The 14,573-nt window shown below is 71.5% G+C and carries 17 protein-coding genes and 1 pseudogene; 10 read left to right on the forward strand and 8 right to left on the reverse strand.

The window, feature by feature from the left end:
* Positions 1-369, reverse strand: a pseudogene (locus tag AXK61_RS12095) (IS21 family transposase); the annotation flags it as partial.
* A gap of 289 nt (positions 370-658) precedes the next feature.
* Here AXK61_RS12095 and hsaB point away from each other — a divergent pair.
* The gene (hsaB, locus tag AXK61_RS12100) at positions 659-1,210 is read left to right on the forward strand and encodes a 3-hydroxy-9,10-secoandrosta-1,3,5(10)-triene-9,17-dione monooxygenase reductase subunit (protein ID WP_068574098.1); all 552 of its coding nucleotides are present in this window, start codon (positions 659-661) and stop codon (positions 1,208-1,210) included.
* Between the two features lie 3 nt (positions 1,211-1,213).
* On the opposite strand, the gene AXK61_RS12105 is transcribed toward hsaB, so the two are convergent.
* A complete protein-coding gene (locus tag AXK61_RS12105) occupies positions 1,214-1,549 on the reverse strand; it encodes an antibiotic biosynthesis monooxygenase family protein (RefSeq protein ID WP_068574100.1) in 336 nt (111 codons plus the stop codon).
* 41 nt (positions 1,550-1,590) lie between these two features.
* Between AXK61_RS12105 and AXK61_RS12110 the strand changes: the two genes are divergently transcribed.
* The 7 genes from AXK61_RS12110 to AXK61_RS12140 all read left to right on the forward strand — a co-directional run bounded on the left by AXK61_RS12110 (position 1,591) and on the right by AXK61_RS12140 (position 7,009).
* Entirely contained in the window at positions 1,591-2,385 is a 795-nt protein-coding gene (locus AXK61_RS12110; RefSeq protein WP_068574102.1) for an alpha/beta fold hydrolase, read from the forward strand.
* A 2-nt stretch (positions 2,386-2,387) separates the two neighbouring features.
* Positions 2,388-3,191 (forward strand): Fpg/Nei family DNA glycosylase, encoded by an 804-nt coding sequence (locus tag AXK61_RS12115; protein WP_068574104.1) that lies wholly within the window; start codon positions 2,388-2,390, stop codon positions 3,189-3,191.
* Positions 3,192-3,221: 30 nt separating this feature from the next.
* Positions 3,222-3,665: a MarR family winged helix-turn-helix transcriptional regulator gene (locus AXK61_RS12120; protein WP_068574106.1), complete on the forward strand. Its 444-nt coding sequence runs from the start codon at positions 3,222-3,224 to the stop codon at positions 3,663-3,665.
* Positions 3,662-4,462, forward strand: coding sequence for an ABC transporter ATP-binding protein (locus AXK61_RS12125; RefSeq protein ID WP_068574108.1), 801 nt, complete (start codon positions 3,662-3,664; stop codon positions 4,460-4,462). The genes AXK61_RS12120 and AXK61_RS12125 overlap by 4 nt, the downstream gene beginning before the upstream one ends.
* A complete protein-coding gene (locus AXK61_RS12130; RefSeq protein WP_068574110.1) occupies positions 4,422-5,240 on the forward strand; it encodes an ABC transporter permease in 819 nt (272 codons plus the stop codon). Before AXK61_RS12125 ends, AXK61_RS12130 begins: the two co-directional genes overlap by 41 nt.
* A gap of 283 nt (positions 5,241-5,523) precedes the next feature.
* Positions 5,524-6,462, forward strand: coding sequence for an SDR family oxidoreductase (locus tag AXK61_RS12135; RefSeq protein WP_068745525.1), 939 nt, complete (start codon positions 5,524-5,526; stop codon positions 6,460-6,462).
* Positions 6,443-7,009, forward strand: a complete 567-nt coding sequence (locus AXK61_RS12140; RefSeq protein WP_068574114.1) for a TetR/AcrR family transcriptional regulator — start codon at positions 6,443-6,445, stop codon at positions 7,007-7,009. Before AXK61_RS12135 ends, AXK61_RS12140 begins: the two co-directional genes overlap by 20 nt.
* A gap of 8 nt (positions 7,010-7,017) precedes the next feature.
* Here the strand turns inward: AXK61_RS12140 and AXK61_RS12145 are convergent, their stop codons facing one another.
* The 4 genes from AXK61_RS12145 to AXK61_RS12160 are packed head-to-tail and all read right to left on the reverse strand — an operon-like array spanning position 7,018 to position 10,540.
* Positions 7,018-7,737 carry a DsbA family oxidoreductase gene (locus tag AXK61_RS12145; RefSeq protein WP_068574116.1) on the reverse strand — a complete coding sequence of 240 codons (720 nt, stop codon included), beginning with the start codon at positions 7,735-7,737 and terminating at the stop codon, positions 7,018-7,020.
* A gap of 51 nt (positions 7,738-7,788) precedes the next feature.
* Positions 7,789-8,625 (reverse strand): SDR family NAD(P)-dependent oxidoreductase, encoded by an 837-nt coding sequence (locus AXK61_RS12150; protein ID WP_068574118.1) that lies wholly within the window; start codon positions 8,623-8,625, stop codon positions 7,789-7,791.
* Between the two features lie 10 nt (positions 8,626-8,635).
* Positions 8,636-9,577, reverse strand: a complete 942-nt coding sequence (locus tag AXK61_RS12155; RefSeq protein WP_068574120.1) for an oxygenase MpaB family protein — start codon at positions 9,575-9,577, stop codon at positions 8,636-8,638.
* A gap of 42 nt (positions 9,578-9,619) precedes the next feature.
* Complete coding sequence (locus AXK61_RS12160; RefSeq protein WP_068574122.1) at positions 9,620-10,540, reverse strand: HhH-GPD family protein; 921 nt, start codon at positions 10,538-10,540, stop codon at positions 9,620-9,622.
* 9 nt (positions 10,541-10,549) lie between these two features.
* Between AXK61_RS12160 and AXK61_RS12165 the strand changes: the two genes are divergently transcribed.
* Positions 10,550-11,203, forward strand: coding sequence for a carbonic anhydrase (locus AXK61_RS12165; RefSeq protein WP_068574124.1), 654 nt, complete (start codon positions 10,550-10,552; stop codon positions 11,201-11,203).
* A gap of 70 nt (positions 11,204-11,273) precedes the next feature.
* Positions 11,274-12,062: a BsuPI-related putative proteinase inhibitor gene (locus AXK61_RS12170; protein ID WP_068745526.1), complete on the forward strand. Its 789-nt coding sequence runs from the start codon at positions 11,274-11,276 to the stop codon at positions 12,060-12,062.
* A gap of 6 nt (positions 12,063-12,068) precedes the next feature.
* On the opposite strand, the gene disA is transcribed toward AXK61_RS12170, so the two are convergent.
* Together disA and radA are read right to left on the reverse strand one after the other, a co-directional pair.
* Positions 12,069-13,157, reverse strand: coding sequence for a DNA integrity scanning diadenylate cyclase DisA (disA, locus tag AXK61_RS12175; protein ID WP_068574128.1), 1,089 nt, complete (start codon positions 13,155-13,157; stop codon positions 12,069-12,071).
* A 9-nt stretch (positions 13,158-13,166) separates the two neighbouring features.
* Positions 13,167-14,567, reverse strand: coding sequence for a DNA repair protein RadA (radA, locus tag AXK61_RS12180; RefSeq protein WP_068574130.1), 1,401 nt, complete (start codon positions 14,565-14,567; stop codon positions 13,167-13,169).
* Positions 14,568-14,573: the final 6 nt, after the last annotated feature.

Raw genomic sequence — 14,573 nt, forward strand, 5'->3', positions numbered from 1 at the left:
CAGATCGCACTGCGCGATCTTCCCCGGTTCATACGAGATCCGATCGGCCGGATCCACGCCCTGAAACTCCGGCCGGATCTCCCGCAGCCGATCCTTGAGCGTGGTCAACGAATACGGCCAACCGATCCGCTGCGCGATCACCGTCGCCGGCATCGTCGGCCACTGCGACAGCAACACCCGGATCTGCGGCTCGAACGCATCGACCACCGAGCCGACCCGTGCCCTCTTATACTTCGGTGGCCGATCCGACGCTAACGCCGCCCGAACCGTGTTCCTCGCGATGCCCAGCTGCCGAGCGACCTCCGCCTTCGGCAGCCCTTCCGAATAGTGCAACCGGCGGATCTCCGCCCAGTCCTCCACAGTGATCACCCCTCAACAGGTAACCGGGCTGCTCAACTTTCGCCCGTCGATCACTGCTCAGTATTCAGCCGTCGTCGACAGCCCGCGCTGCCGGGTCCGCCGGTGGACCTGGACCGCCCGGACGACGAGCTGACGCCGGTCGCCCGGGCCATCGCCCTCGGCTGCCGGGGGTAACGATCACGACGATCGGATCCTCGCGGGGCCCGGTCCGCACGCGTACCTCGGCATGTCCGACGGTGCGCCGTGCGCCCGGCCGGTGGGGCGCGGACCGTCGAACCCGCCGGAGTAGGTTGGCAGCATGACCGAGGCGGGATTCGACCAGCGCACGTTCCGACATGTGATGGGGCAGTTCTGTACCGGCGTCACGATCGTCGCGACATCGGACGTGGAGGAGCGTCCCGTCGGCTTCGCCTGCCAGTCCTTCGCGGCGCTGTCGCTGGACCCGCCGCTCGTACTGTTCTGCCCGATGAAGACCTCGCGCACGTGGAAGCACATCGAGGCCTCCGGGCGGTTCGCCGTGTCGGTGCTGGGGCAGGAGCAGGAGTCGGTGAGCGCGGCGTTCGGACGGTCGGTGGACGACAAGTTCGAAGGCCTGCGGTGGACGCCCTCGCCGCTCGGCAACCCGACGATCGACGGATCCCTGACGTGGATGGACTGCACGCTCGAGAACGTTCTGGACGGCGGCGACCATCACATCGCGATCGGGCGGGTCCATCACCTCGGCGATGTGGACGACGCGAAGCCGCTGCTGTTCTACCGCGGCGCCTACCTGTCCACGAACCATCCGCAGCAGCACCCGGCCCCGAGCCTGGACTCGTTCCTCACGTGGGACGCGGGCGCCTGGCTCTGAGAGTTACTGCGCGGCCTTCCCGGTGACGTCGAGGACGACCTCGAACTCCAGCAGGTCGGCGCCCGTGGCGACGGGCTGACGGCCCTCGCCGCCGCCGGGGCTGCGCTCGCCGGCGTGGGCCTCCCGGGCGGGACCGTCGCGCCAGGCCGCGAACGCCTCCTCGGACTCCCACTGCGTGACCACGAAGTAGCGGTCGTCGCCCTTGACCGGGCGGAGCAGCTGGAAGCCCAGGAAACCGGGGGAGTTCTCGACCGCGTGCGCGCGGTGCGCGAAGCGCTTCTCGAGCTCCGGGCCCGCGCCCTCGGGGATGTGGATGGCGTTGATCTTCACTACCGACATGACCCGACGATACCGGTGCCGCTCAGGGTAGGTTGGGCCGCGTGGACGGGTGTGTGGGACTGCGGGATTGGGGCGGCCGCGAGGAGGCCGGGCCGATCGTTCTGCTGCACGGGCTGATGGGTCGCGGTCGGACGTGGCGCCGGCAGATCCCGTGGCTGCGCCGCTACGGACGGGTCTTCACCTTCGACGCCGAATTCCACCGCGGCCCAGGCTTTCCCGTACCGGTCCCGGAGGAGGACATCGCCACCGAGCGGTTCGTCGCCGATGTCGCCGAGATCCTCGTCCACCTGGACCAGGGGCCCGCGACGCTCATCGGCCACTCCATGGGCGGCCTCCACGCCTGGTGCACCGCCGCCGAGTACCCCGAACTCGTCCGGGCGATCGTGGTGGAGGACATGTCGCCGGAGTTCACCGGCCAGTCCACCGATACCTGGTCGCCGTGGTTCGCGAGCTGGCCGGCGCGATTCGGCTCGCAGGCCGCGTGCGAGGAACTGTTCGGGCCGGTCGCCGGGCGCTACTTCTACGAGGCCTTCGACGACGGTGCCCTGCACGGCGACCTCGACACCTTCCGCCGCATCGCCGACCACTGGGGCCCGCGCGATCACTGGGCGCAGTGGCGCGCCGTGCAGGCCCCCACGCTGCTCCTCGAGGCCGAGTTCACCGTCGTCCCGCCGGGCATCGGCACGCGCATGGTGGGCGAGTACACCGGCCCCGACCTGCGGTATTTCAAGGTCGACGGTGCCGGCCACCTCGTCCACGACGACGCGCCGATCGTGTACCGGGGCGCCGTCGAGGCGTTCCTCTCCGGCCTGGACGACCGCCCGGAGCACGGCTAGCCGTGCCCGAGGGCGACACCGTTCACAACCTGGCCGCGCACCTGCGGCCGGTGCTGGTGGGCCGCGTCCTCACCGCGTGCGACATCCGGGTGCCACGGTTCGCCGCCGTCGACCTGACGGGCCGCACCGTCGACACCGTGACCGCGCGCGGGAAGCATCTTCTGTTCGCCGTCGGCGGTGCTGTGATCCACAGCCACCTGAAGATGGAGGGCGACTGGCAGGTGCACCGGACCGGCGAGCGGTGGCGCCGCCCCGCGCACACTGCGCGGGCGGTCCTCGCCGTCGACGGCGCGCAGGTCGTCGGGTTCTCGCTCGGCATCCTCGAGATCCTCACGCCCGCCGAGGCCGACGGTGCCCTGGCCCACCTCGGGCCCGATCCGCTCGGCCCGGACTGGGACCCGGCCGTCGCCGCGACGAACCTCGCGGCGGAACCGGGGCGCCCCGTCGGACTGGCGCTGCTGGACCAACGGAACCTGGCCGGTGTGGGCAACGTCTATCGCAACGAGCTGTGTTTTCTACGCGGCGTGCATCCGGCGATTCCGGTGGGGGAGTGCGGCGACATGACGGCGTGGGTCGAGGAGGCCGCACGACTGCTGCGGGCGAACCTCGGGCGGTCGCGGCGGGTGACCACGGGTGTCGATCGGAACGGGATGCGGCACTTCGTCTACGACCGCGCGCGGCGGCCCTGCCTCCGCTGCGGGTCGGCGATCCGCGTTGGGAGCCTCGGTGGCGCAGGAGATCCCGAGCGGTCGATCCAGTGGTGTCCGCGGTGTCAGCCGCAGCCGGCAGGAAACACACAGGAATAATATCTCTGAAACAGAGATATAGTCGTCGGTATGAACGATGACGACGACGCCGAACGGCTCCTCGCGGCGGTCCGCGCCGTGCGCCGCGGCACCAGAGCGGTCGGCGGTGGACCGCTGCGGCAGGGCCTCACCGGCGCCCAGGCGGAACTCGTACGGTTGCTGCGCCGCGAGCCCGGGATCAGCGTGGGGGAGGCGGCGCGTCGCCTCGCGCTTGCCGGCAACACCGTGTCGACGCTGGTCCGGCAGCTCGTCGACCAGGGGCACGTGGTCCGCGAGCCCGACCCGGACGATGCGCGCACCGCACGCCTGCGGCTCACGGACGACACCGATGCGGCGCTGCGCGACTGGCGCGATCGTCGGCACGCGGCGGTCGTGGGCGCGCTCGCCGCGATGGACCCGGCCCTGCGAGCGCAGGTCGATGGCACCGTCGACCTCCTGGAGGCCGTGGCCGCGGCGCTGGAGGGGGACGCGTGAACGCCGTCGAACTGTGGTCGGTCACCAAGCGCTTCGGCGACCACGTCGCCGTCGACGCGCTCAGCCTGCAGGTCCCGCGCGGCGCGTGCTTCGGCCTGCTCGGGCCCAACGGCGCCGGCAAGACCACCACGCTGCGCATGCTCACCACCCTCATCCCGCCCGACGAGGGCACCGTCGAGATCTTCGGGCTCGACGTGCGCACACACGCGATGACGGTGCGCCGCGCGCTCGGGTACGTGCCGCAGCAGCTGTCCGTCGAGGGCGCGCTGACCGCGCGCGAGAACGTCGACTGGTTCGCGCGGCTCTACGACGTACCGCGTCGCGAGCGTCGCGGCCGCGTGGAGGAGGCGCTGGCCCTGGTCGATCTGGAGGACGCGGCGGACAGGCTGGCGTCGACCTTCTCCGGCGGCATGGTCCGGCGGCTCGAGCTCGCGCAGGCGCTGGTCAACCGGCCCGCGCTGCTCATCCTCGACGAGCCGACCGTCGGGCTGGACCCCGTCGCGCGCGACTCGGTGTGGGAGCGAGTGGTGCGGATGCAGGAGCAGTACGGGATGACGGTGCTGCTCACCACGCACTACATGGAGGAGGCGGACGCGCTGTGCGACACCGTCGCCCTGATGCACCACGGGGAGCTCGCCGCGACCGGCACGCCGGCGGAGCTCCGGGCTGCGCAGGGGGAGGGCGCGTCGCTCGAGGACGTGTTCCGCGCCGTCACCGGCGCGCAGTTGGAGGACGAATCGAAGGGAGGGCTGCGCAATGTCGCCAACATCCGTCGCACCGCTCGACGTCTGGGCTGAGCCGCGCCGCTCGCGCCCGATGACCCTGCTCTCGCGGGTGGGGACGTTGTGCCTGGTCGAGCTGGAGAAGCTGCGGCACGACCGGTCCGAGTTGCTCACGCGGTCGATCCAGCCGGTGCTGTGGCTGCTGATCTTCGGCACCACGTTCAGCCGGATCCGCGCGATCCCGTCGGGCGGCGTGCCCTACCTCGACTTCCTCGCACCCGGGATCATCGCGCAGTCGGCCCTGTTCGTCGCGATCTTCTACGGCATCCAGATCATCTGGGAGCGCGACGCCGGCGTGCTGGCGAAGCTGCTGGTCACGCCGACGCCGCGCGCCGCGTTGGTCACGGGTAAGGCCTTCGCCGCGGGGGTGCGGGCCTCGGTGCAGGCCGTCGTGGTGACGGTGGTCGCGGTGCTGATGGGTGTCTCGATCATCCCGAATCCGCTGCGCTGGCTGGGCGTGATCGTGGTGGTCGTGCTGGCCGCGGCCTTCTTCGCGTGCCTGTCGGTGATCATCGCGGGGCTCGTGCTCAAGCGGGACCGGCTGATGGGCATCGGCCAGGCGATCACGATGCCGTTGTTCTTCGGTTCGAACGCGCTGTACCCCGTGGACGTCATGCCCGGATGGGTGCGCGCCATCGCCGTGGTCAATCCGCTGAGCTACGAGGTCTCCGCGCTCCGGGGCCTGCTGCTGGGGACGCCGACGAATCTCTGGCTCGACCTCGGCGTGCTCGCCGGGGCCGCGGGGGTCGCGATCGCGGTGGCGTCCGCGTTGCTCGGGAGGTTGGCGCGGTAGCGGTCATGTTCTCGGGCGGCGGCGGAGGCGTCGACGGGACGCGTGCCGTTTCTGCGTGTCATGCGTGCCGCGCATGGCCGTGACTCTGCAGGTCGGGGGAGGTTTTCAGGACACAGGCCATGCGTCGCGTGCATGGCCTGTCCCGGAATCACCGTCGACGGCGCGATGCGTCGGGGGACGGTGCGGGCCGTGTCGCACACGTCTAACTAACTGGTTGGTTGACAGCCGCTCGACGCGACTCTAGAGTTTCAACTAACCAGTTAGTTGAATCGAGGGAGCGGGCATGTACCAGGTAGCAGATCAGACCGGACGGACCTTCGTGGTCACGGGATCGAACAGTGGGACGGGCAAGGAGGCAGCGAAGCGACTCGCGGCGGCGGGTGCGGACGTGATCATGGCCGTCCGCACGCCGGAGAAGGGTGAGGCGGCGCGGGCGGAGATCCTCGCGCAGCTGCCCGGCGCGAAGTTGGAGGTGCGGCGGCTCGACCTCGCCGACCTGTCCTCGGTACACGCGTTCGCCGAGGCTCTCAGCGCCGACGGCCGGCGGATCGATGTGCTGGTCAACAACGCGGGCGTGATGACCCCGCCCCAGCGCAACGAGACCGCTGACGGCTTCGAGCTGCAGTGGGGCTCGAACTTCCTCGGGCCGTTCGCGCTCACCAATCTGCTACTGCCGCTGCTGCTCGACGGTGACCGCCCCCGCGTGACCACGATGAGCTCGGGCGTCGCGAACTTCGGCCGGATCGACTTCGACGATCCGCAGTCCGTGCGCCGCTACTCGCCGGCCCGCGCGTACGGCCAGTCCAAGCTGGCCGACCTGTTGCTGGCGAATCACCTCGCGGCCGAGAGCGCGCGGCGTGGGTGGGACCTGCTCAGCGACGCGGCCCACCCGGGCTACACGCAGACCAACCTGCAGACCGCCGGCGCGAGCCTGGGCTCGGACGGGGTTCGTGAATCGATCATCACCCGGTTCGCGGGGCGTGTGCTGCCCTCGCAGGAATCGGAACAGGGCGCCGAGCCGCTGCTGTTCGCGGCGAGCGATCCCGGCGCCCGCAACGGCGAGTACTACGGCCCACAGGGCCGGTTCGGCCTCGTCGGGGCGCCGGGCGTGACGAAGAAGAACGCGCGCATGCGGGACGCCGCCGTCGCCGCCAGGCTCTGGAAGTACGCTGCGGAGGTGACCGGAACCGATCTCCCGCTCGATGCCCGCCCCGGCGCCTAGGGCCCGCGACGCGGATGCGACGAGGGCCCGCCTGCTCGACGCGGCCACCGTCGAGTTCGCGGAGCACGGCCTCGCGGGCGCCCGCGTCGACCGCATCGCGGCGGGCGCCGAGGCGAACAAGCAGCTGATCTACGCCTACTTCGGTAACAAGCGCAGTCTCTTCGACGCCGTCATCGAGTTCCGGGTCGCGGATCTGCTGGAGACGGTGCCGTTCACCGCGGAGGACCTGCCGGGGTACGCGGTGCGCCTGCGCGCGTTCAATCGTGCTCACCCCGAGCTGCTGCGGCTCGTGCTGTGGCACACCCTCGAATGCCCGGGCGAGCTGCTGGAACTGGAGTTCACGTCCGGCTCGAACGCCACGAAGATCGCCGCGCTGCAGGCCGCGCAGAACGCGGGGAAGGTGACCGCCGCGACGCCCGCGACGGTGCTGCTCATCGAGGTCCTGTCGCTGATCCACGGCGACCTGCTCACCGGCGGGAGCGCCGTCGCTGAGGCGGTCGACGACGATGCCCTCGCCGCCGCGGTGGCGAAACTCACCGCGCCGTAGGCTTCGGATCAGCCGCGCTGCGGGAGCTCGCAGCCGTCGGGGCCGCAGGCCGCGTCATCGTCGCCCCCGATCACTGTGAGCGGCTCGGGGCGGTCGCCCCACACCTTGTCGAGGGCGTCGGTGAACACGGCCGGCGGCTGCGCGCCGGACACGGCGTACTTGCCGTCGAAGACGAAGAACGGAACGCCGCCGATGCCGATCCGCGATGCGGCCTCTTCGTCGGCGCGCACCGCGTCGGCGTAGGCGGTCTCGTCCTCGAGCACGGCGCGGGCCGCGGCACCGTCGAACCCGGCGGACTCGGCGATCTCGACCAGCCGGTCGCGGCTGCCGAACGCGGGCTCGGACTCGGCGAAATTGGCCCTGTACAGCGCGTCCAGCAACGCCTCCTGGCGGCCGAGGTCGAGGGCCCAGTGGAGCAGGCGGTGCATGTCGAAGCTGTTGCCGGCGTCGCGGCCCTCGACCTGGTAGGCCAGACCCAGCTCCTGCGCCTGAGCGCCGAGGCCGCGCTCGTTGGCCGCGGCCTGCGCCTCGGAGATGCCGTACTTCTTCGCCAGCATCGGGACGACGGGCGCCGAGGAGCCAGGCTTCGAGGTGGGGTCCAGCTCGAAGGAGCGGTGCACGATCTCCACGTCGGAGGCGTGCGGGAAGCCCTCCAGGGCCTGCTCGAAGCGGGCCTTACCGATGTAGCAGAAGGGGCAGTTGATGTCGGTCCAGATGTCTACGCGCATGGCAGTTGCAACATGCACCGGCTCTGTGCTATTCCGTCGCCCGTCGAGGGCTCAGACGGAGTAGGTCACGCCCGTGAGCTTCTCCGAGACGTCCCACAGCTCGGCCCACTTGGCCTTGTCCTTGGACACGGCGGTGGTGGAGCACTTGCCCACCTTGCCGCGCGACTGGAACAGCTCCGTCGGACCCCACCACGGGTGTGGGTCGAGGTCGCGGTCGGTCGCGGCGAGGATCAGCGACTGCGCGGCCCGCTCCGGCGGGTTGTTGAGCAGCGCCACGGCCGGTTTCATCACCAGGTCCAGCAGTGTATCGGTGCGCGCGAACAGGCCGGTGGGCGACACACCCGGGTGCACGTAGTACGCCCGCTTGTCCGAACCGGCGACCTCGAACCGGCGCTGCAGCTCGCGCGCGAACATCATGTTCGCGAGCTTGCTCTGCCCGTACGCCTCGGTGCGCAGGTACTTGCGGTTCTCGTAGTTCGGGTCGTCCATGCGCCAGCGGTAGTTCTGCCGGTGCGCCACCGACGAGACCGCGACCACGCGGTCCCGCATCCGGTCCAGGAGCAGGCCGGTCAGGGCGAAGTGGCCGAGGTGGTTCACGCCGAACTGCATCTCGAAGCCCTGTTTCGTGCGGCGCAGCGGGATGTTCATCAGGCCGGCGTTGTTGACGAGCACGTCGAACTCGCCGGTGCGGTCCGCGAACGCGCGTACGGAGTCCAGGTCGGCCAGGTCCAGGGCCTCGACGGTGACGTCGCCGTCGATCCGGTCGGCGATCTTGCGGGCGCCCTCGACGTCGCGGCAGGCCATCACGACGCGGCCGTCCGCCGCGAGGCGGCGGGTCACGACCTCGCCGAGCCCGCCGTTGGCCCCGGTGACGATGTAGGTGGTCATGCGGGCCAGCCTACGAGGCCGGGGCGGCGTGCGCCGCCCGGCCGTACCGTCGCCGCGCCTCGCCGGGATCGACAGTGCCCTCGGGCGCGGTCTCCGGGGCGGCGAGCTGCGCGAAGTGACGGCGCAGGATGTCGCCGGTCATCGGTGCGACCAGCCGACCGAGCCGTACCGTGCCGGCCGCGTGCTGCGCCGATGCCGCGCGCACCGCGAGCCGGACGGCCACGGGATACGCCGCGTCCAGCAGTCCGGGCTGGTCGAAGCCGCCCATCGTGCGCATCCACGCCGGCAGGGTGGCGACGGTGGCGGGCGCGATGAGCGAGCTCCCGACCCGGAGCTTCGCGCCCCGATCACGGGTGCGCAGCAGGTAGTGCATGCCGGTGCGGGCACGCTCGGTGAGGGCGAGCGTCGGCCGGACGCGCGCGAAGTACTCGCGCACCTCGTCCCGCGAGGTGGGGACGTCCGCCGGATCGCAGGTCTGCAGCTCGGCGGCGACGACGCAGTCGCGCCAGTACTGCGCCTCCTCGGCGGCCGAGAGCGGGCCGGGCCCGAACATCTCGTAGCACTTGAGCACGGAATGCCACCCGGTCACGTGGATCCACAGCTGCGACGCCGGGTTGTTGGCGCTGTACCGCTTACCGGTGATCGGCTCGATGCCGGTGGCCTTGCGGTGCACGTCCATGAGGTGCTCGGACGCCTCGATCGCGGTCTTCGAGTCCGCGGTCGCCACCAGCAGGAAGTAGGCGAGCGTCCGGTCGAGGCGGCCGAAGGGATCGGCGTAGATGCCCGCCGAGTCCGCGACCGCGGCGGTCAGGTTCGGGTCGAAGTGCTCGAGCACCACCGAGCGCTGGAAACCGATGAGGGCGGTGGGTGCCGCCCAGATCTTCCACGTGGGCGAGTCCGGGCCGAAGAACCCCTGGTCGGTGACGCGCAGCGGGCCGTCTGAGAGTTTCATGTCCGCAATCTATCACCAATTCCTACACATGTGAATAAAAACTCACGCCTCACCCGCCAGCGCGAAGCGACCGTCCGTGGTCTGCTCGATCAGGCCGTCGACCAGCAGCGAGTCCAGCGCCCGGTCGCGCTGCGCGGGGTCGCGCTCCCACGCCAGGTCGAGCCGTGCGCGGGGGACGGCACCGTCGGCGCCCCGAAGGACGTCGAGCAGCCGTCCGCGGGCCTGCCGGTCCGTGCCCTCGTACTTCTGGACCTTCCGCGGAGCCACGGTGCCCGACGGTGCGCCCGCCCCCAGCCAGGCGCAATCCGCGCTGATCGGGCAGTCGGCGCAGCGCGGCGACCGCGCGGTGCAGACGAGCGCGCCGAGTTCCATCAGTGCGGCGGACAGTCGCGGCCGCCGCCCGGGCGGGACGGTCGCGAGGACGGCCTCCGCGGCCGGAAGATCGCGCTTGGCCGACGGCGCCGCGGCGTCGGACTCCCCGTCGACCGCCCGGGCGAGGACCCGTCGGACGTTGATGTCGACGACCGGGACGTCCTGGCCGAAGGCGAAGCAGGCCACGGCTCGCGCGGTGTAGTCGCCCACGCCGGGCAACGACAGCAGCTCGTCGACGGTGCGCGGCACGGCGCCGTCGAACCGCTCGACGAGGGCCTGCGCGCAGGCGTGCAACCGCATGGCCCGGCGCGGGTAGCCGAGCTTGCCCCACGCGCGGACCGCGTCGGCACCGGTGGCGGCGGCCAGGTCGGCGGGCGTGGGCCAGCGTCGCATCCACGCGTGCCACACCGGCTCGACCCGCACCACGGGCGTTTGCTGCAGCATCATCTCGCTGACGAGGATCGCCCACGGGCTCGTCCCGGCCCGGCGCCACGGCAGATCGCGTTCGGCGGTGTCGAACCACGCGAGTACCCGTGTGAAATACGGGACAGAATCTCGCCCGCTGTCTCGAAGGGGAGTCACGAGGTGCATTATGGACCCATGCCCACTTCGACTCCCCCCGGCGCGTGGCGCGCACTTCGTGACGGTAATCGACGGTTCGTGGAGGGTGTGTCCGAGCACCCGAACCAGGGGGCGAGTCGCGTGGCGGAGCTGGCGCACGGCCAGCAGCCGACGGCGGTGCTGTTCGGCTGCGGCGACTCGCGCGTCGCGGCCGAGGTGATCTTCGATCAGGGCCTCGGCGACATGTTCGTGGTGCGCACGGCGGGCCACATCCTCGACGCCGCGGTGATCGGGTCCATCGAGTACGCCATCGAGATCCTCAAGGTGCCGCTCATCGCGATTCTCGGCCACGACAGCTGCGGCGCCGTCGCGGCGACCGTGAATTCGATCGACACCGGCACCATGCCGCCCGGTTACATCCGCGACATCGTCGAGCGGCTGACGCCGTCGGTGCTGGCGGGCCGTCGCGAGGGTCTGTCGGACGTCAACGACATCACCGCGCAGCACGTCATGGAGACGGGGTGGCTGCTCATGGAGCGCTCGCGGATCATCGCGAAGGGCGTCGAGGAGGGCCGCGTGGCCATCGTCGGCCTCACCTATGAGCTCGCCGAGGGCAAGGTGCACCTGCGCGGCTCCGTCGGCGACATCGGCGAGGCTGCGACGTCGCCCTTCCAGGCGGTCCGTCCGGCCTGATCCGCGTCCGATTCGTGACACGCCGCCGCAGGTCAGCGGCATGAGGCCGGGGAAACGCTACCGTTGAACCGTGCTTGAACCCAACGGACCCCTGCCGCCCGAGATCTACTGGCGTCGTCGCGTGCTGGCCGCCGTCCTGGCGCTGTTCGCCGTGGTCGTGGTGGTGCTGCTGATCGTGTTCGTCGGCGGCGGCAAGGATTCGTCGCAGAACGCAGCGTCCGCCTCGTCGTCCGCGCCGGTCACCACCGGCGGTCTGCCCCCGTCCCAGGCGCCCGACGGTGCCGACCCGTCCGCCGCGAACAACGGCGGAGGCGGCGGCGGTGCGGCCGGTGGCGCGTCGGGCGGCGCGAGCGCGTCCGGATCGGCGTCGTCCGCCGCGAACCCGTCGGGTGGGGGCGTACCGACGCCGGGTGCGGTCGTGGCCGGAGCGCCGTGCCCCGACGCCAACATCTCCGTCGTCGTGGGCGCGGACAAGGCGACGTACACGCTCGGCGAGCAGCCGACCTTCGAGGCGACGGTGACCAACGCGGGCTCGGTGCCGTGCTCGCGCGACATCGGCACCGGCCAGCAGCAGCTGATCGTGCTCACCCTCGACGGCAGCAAGCAGCTGTGGTCGAACTTCGACTGCACCTTCCAGCCGGAGATCAAGAACGAGGTCCTGCAGCCCGGCCAGCAGCTGCGTTACAAGCTGCAGTGGGCGGGCACCACGTCGGCGCCGGGTTGCCAGGCGCAGCGCGTCCCGGTGGCCCCGGGTGCCTACCAGGTGGTCGCTCAGCTCGGCGCCAAGCGCAGCGCCCCGGTGACCTTCAACGTCGTCCGTGCCGCCCCGGCGCCTGCGACGGGTACCGGCGGGAACTGACGGCCCCTAGAACCGCTCGACCGAGGCCTCGGCGAGGCGGGAGAGGCCCTCGCGGGCCTGCCGCGCACCGTCGGACCCGATGCCGGGGACGGCCTGCAGGTCCGCAGCGGAGGCGGCGAGCAGCGTCTGCAGGGAGCCGAAGGTGCCGACCAGCGACTCGACCTGCGCGGCGCGCAGCCGCGGCACCGAGCCGAGCAGGCGGAAGCCGCGCGGTGACACGGGTGCGTCCTGGGCCTCGACCGTGCCCGAGAAGCCCAGGGCCGCAGCGATCGTCGGCAGGTCCAGCAGGTCGGCATCGGTGAGGCCGTCCACGCGTGCAACGGCGTCGTCGACGGCCGCGTCGCCGCCGGGCAGGTAGTCGCGCAGCACGGGCTCGCGCAAGGACAGCGCGTCGCCGAGCAGGTCCTCCAGCTGCAGCACGATCTGCCGGCCCGAGGTGCCCAGCTCCAGCACGTGCTGCTCGATCTCGATCGCCAAGCGCCGCACCAGCTCCAGGCGCTGCACCACGTGCGAGACCTCGCGCACCGTCACGACGTCCTCGATCTCGGCGCGCGAGAGCTGCGCCAGGACCTCGTCGAGGCGGTGCGCGTACCGCTCGAGGGTCGCGATCGCGAGGTTGGCGCGGGAGAGGATGGGCGCGGCGTCGTCGACGAGGTGCCGGACGCCGCCCACGTAGGCGTGCACGATCGACATCGACGCGCTCACCGAGATCACGGGGTAGCCCGTCTGGATAGCGGCGCGCTCGGCCGAGCGGTGCCGCGTGCCGGACTCCTGGGTGGGGATCGCCGGATCAGGCATGAGCTGGACATTGGCGCGGACGATGCGGGCGCCGTCGGTGGACAGCACCACGGCGCCGTCCATCTTCGCGAGCTCGCGGAGGCGGGTCGGCGCGAACTCGACGTCGAGGTGGAAGCCGCCGTCGCAGATCTTCTCCACGGCGTCGTCGTGGCCCAGCACGATGAGGGCGCCCGTGCGGCCTCGGAGGATCCGCTCGAGGCCGTCGCGGAGCGGGGTTCCGGGCGCCATCCGGATCACGGTGTCGCGCAGCGGCGCGTTCCCGGCGAACGCGTCGCCGCCGAGATTGGTGTGGTCCATGCCGTAAGGCTAACGCCCGCGCTTGCCCTCGGTCAGCGAGCCCAGCCGCAGGGCGTCGCCGACGGTGGCCGCCTCGCCGATGTGGATCCCGTCGACCTTCAGCTTCTGTCCGTCGGGCGAGGGCGGGACGATGGCGTGGGTGAAGCCCAGGCGGGCCGCCTCCGCGAGCCGGCGCTCGAGGCCGGTGACCCGGCGCACCTCGCCCGCGAGGCCCACCTCGCCGAGGACGACGGTGTTCGGGCGCAGGGCCTTCTCCACGGCGGCGGACGCCACGGCGAGGGCCAGCGCCAGGTCGGCGCCCGGCTCGGTGATCTTCATCCCGCCGACGGTCGCCGCGTAGACGTCCTTCTGCGGCAGGTTCTCGATGCCGCCGTGCCGGGCCAGGACGGCGAGGATCATGGCGACGCGGGCACCGTCGAGCCCGGAGACCGCGCGCCGCGGCGCGGGCAGGGGGGTGGGCGTCACGAGCGCCTGGAGCTCGCCGAGCATGGGCCGCTTGCCGTCGAGCCCGACGGTGACCGCGGTGCCGGCGGCGGCCTGGTCGCGGTGGTGCAGGAACAGGCCCGACGGGTCCGTGACCTCGACGATGCCCGACTCGCGCTGCTCGAAGCAGCCCACCTCGTCGGAGGCGCCGAACCGGTTCTTGATACCGCGGACCATGCGCAGCGTGGAGTGTTTGTCGCCCTCGAAGCTGAGCACGACGTCCACGAGGTGCTCCAGCGAGCGCGGGCCGGCGACGGCGCCGTCCTTGGTGACGTGGCCGACGAGGATCACCGCGATCCCGGAGGCCTTGGCGAGCGAGGTCAGCGTGGCCGTGATCGCGCGGACCTGCGTGACGCCGCCGTGGACGCCGTCGACGCCCGAGGCGGAGAGGGTCTGCACGGAGTCGACCACCATGAGGGTGGGGGAGATCTGCTCGACGTGGCCGAGCACCGTCCCGAGATCGGACTCCGCCGCGAGGTACAGCCGATCGTCCAGCGCCCCAGTGCGTTCCGCGCGCAGCCGGACCTGTCCCGCGGACTCCTCGCCCGTGACGTACAGAGACTTCCCGCGGCCCGTCGTGGCCCAGCGGTGCACGACCTCGAGCAGCAGGGTGGACTTGCCGACGCCGGGCTCGCCGGCCAACAGGATCACCGAACCGGGGACGATGCCGCCGCCGAGCACGCGGTCGAGCTCGCCGATGCCCACCGGCAGCGCACGGGTCGAATGAGGGTCGATCTTCGTGATCGGGACCGCGCGCGTCGTGGGGAGCGTCAGCCCGATGTTGGCCGCGGGTCCGGAGCCGGCGGCGCGGGTGACCGCGCCCTCCTCCATCGTGGACCAGGCGCCGCACGACGGGCAGCGACCGACCCATTTGGCCACAGTGTGGCCGCACTCGGTGCAGGTGTACTGCACCTTGGCTTTTGCCATGGACGG

Origin of the sequence: Tsukamurella pseudospumae, from assembly GCF_001575205.1 — a bacterium.
In the GTDB taxonomy this organism is placed as follows: domain Bacteria; phylum Actinomycetota; class Actinomycetes; order Mycobacteriales; family Mycobacteriaceae; genus Tsukamurella; species Tsukamurella pseudospumae.